3 protein-coding genes are annotated in these 1835 nt (G+C 35.2%); all 3 read left to right on the top strand.

The features are described 5' to 3' along the window. The first annotated feature begins 534 nt into the window (after positions 1-534). Positions 535-942: a putative periplasmic lipoprotein gene (locus JCM9140_RS21875; RefSeq protein WP_034751788.1), complete on the top strand. Its 408-nt coding sequence runs from the start codon at positions 535-537 to the stop codon at positions 940-942. Further along, positions 912-1154, top strand: coding sequence for a hypothetical protein (locus JCM9140_RS21870; RefSeq protein ID WP_034751786.1), 243 nt, complete (start codon positions 912-914; stop codon positions 1152-1154). Before JCM9140_RS21875 ends, JCM9140_RS21870 begins: the two co-directional genes overlap by 31 nt. Positions 1155-1272: 118 nt before the next feature. Further along, positions 1273-1398, top strand: a complete 126-nt coding sequence (locus tag JCM9140_RS25025; RefSeq protein ID WP_268870608.1) for a hypothetical protein — start codon at positions 1273-1275, stop codon at positions 1396-1398. The last annotated feature ends 437 nt before the right edge of the window (positions 1399-1835 follow it).

Below are 1835 nucleotides of genomic sequence, written 5' to 3'. Positions count from 1 at the left end.
GAATAAAAAAACGAACGATATAAAAGTTGAGGGAGATGTTGGAGCAGATCCCTTATGGTGCCATGAACGTGGTCAACAACTAACAGAAAAGGTTCAAACTGAACTTGGAACGACATACACCCCGAATATTACCGGTCATTACGACCACTTTAGTAATAGAGACTAATAAGGACTTTTATGAAATAAGGTTTGACCCAAACAGTATAATGATAGGCACTGTACGATACATGACGACCGATCCGTCAATCAACCCAATTGATATGATGTTAGTAAAAAGAGATTTGGATTGGGAAATCATTGAGTTTAAGCCTTTTAATTGGATGTAGTATGAACGTGTAGTTGCTGTAACAAGATTTTAATTCTATCAAAGAATAACGAGAGCGAGTGTTCAAGAAGAGCAGTCGCTTTCTGTGCATTGTGGCTTAGAGGTTAATCTGAGATTTGATAAGCAGCTGTTTTTGTAAGGAACTATTTACCAGCACTTCGAAAAATATGTTACCATTTTTATGAGTACATTTTCGGAGGTTATTAGACATGAAGAAAAGATTGGTATGTAGTTGTTTTTTATTCATCATTTTGGGATTGGTAGGATGCGGTTCTAGTGAAGAAAGCATTGAGACAGAAGGAAGTTCCGTTGATGCTATTCAAGAAAGTAGTGTCATTGAAGAAATAAAAGGAAAAGCCGAAACGGAATTATCTGTAGATAATATCTTTGTTCCAGAGATGGAAGATTTAGAAATTAAAAATGCGTTTGTTTCTTTTTCAGGCGAAGAACCTTTTTCTGTTGATGTTCAGTACCATGCAGAAGTATCGGATAAAGATGAACGTTTTGAGAATGAAATCGTTGTGGAAGAAGAAAAAGAAAAAACAGGGATGAAACACATCGTTCCTCCTTATGTGAATGGGGGGATATGCACTTTTGGTTTGTATTCAGTAAGTTAGATTTGCCAGAGTTGCTTCAGAACGAAGAGGGTGGTATTAGTGAAGAGTGGGTAGAGATAGATGGAAACGAAGTGTTGTTTAGAAACAACGGAACAGATTATCAATACTTTATCGCTGTGGGTGAAGGACATTATATGTTTTCATACAATGTTGAGCACTATTCGCAAGAAGAAGCTGAAGACTTAACTAAAACGTTCATTAGCGAAATATGAGAAATGATTATTCAGTGTCCAAAGAATATTCCTTACGTCATTCTTTTGAACAAGGGAACCCACGGCTAACGAGGGTTCCCTAAATTTTTGCTAAAAAATGGGTTGAGAGAGTTAAAGAATGAAAGAATTTTGTTTTGCAGTTGTTGATGGTTTTATTAAGACAATTAGATCTTATGGCCGGTCAGTTCAAAAGGGGGAGAGTATTATGACTATTCGCAAAGCGGAGAATGTGATTACAGGGTAACAGTAAATCTTGTATTACATAGAAAACGAAATACGGTGCAACAATCGCTTGAATGATAGGATTGTAAAAGCGATTCAACAAAAGGGGCAGATTGAAGAAGGGTAAATAAATGTACTTTTATAAATGGTAATAAATGTTGCTATTTAAAGTAAGGTTACGTTAAATGTGTGAATGATTTCACTTAAACTAACGTTGAAGAAGAAAATTTTCTGAAAAGGCTTTTGTTTTGCAAAAAAGGAGGTTGTTTGATGGAGAGAAGAATAGGGATATTTTCTACAAATGGGGGACATCTAGTTTGGTTAGGTAAATCATCAAAAGAAACTGATGAGAATCTTATTAAGTTCCTGAAATCTCATAATGCATTCTCTAATGCTTAAACCTGACGAATTATTAAATCCGATTAATGATGGGATGTAAAACATAGTGATTGTGAAAAT

The organism is Halalkalibacter wakoensis JCM 9140 (assembly GCF_000513095.1).
GTDB classification, from domain to species: Bacteria; Bacillota; Bacilli; order Bacillales; family Bacillaceae_D; genus Halalkalibacter; species Halalkalibacter wakoensis.
This window is presented reverse-complemented; position numbering and strand designations above follow the sequence as displayed.

Coding starts and splice junctions, on each gene's coding strand:
- JCM9140_RS21875 (WP_034751788.1), top strand. CDS start 535: ATGAAGAAAAGATTGGTATGTAGTTGTTTTTTATTCATCATTTTGGGA.
- JCM9140_RS21870 (WP_034751786.1), top strand. CDS start 912: ATGCACTTTTGGTTTGTATTCAGTAAGTTAGATTTGCCAGAGTTGCTT.
- JCM9140_RS25025 (WP_268870608.1), top strand. CDS start 1,273: ATGAAAGAATTTTGTTTTGCAGTTGTTGATGGTTTTATTAAGACAATT.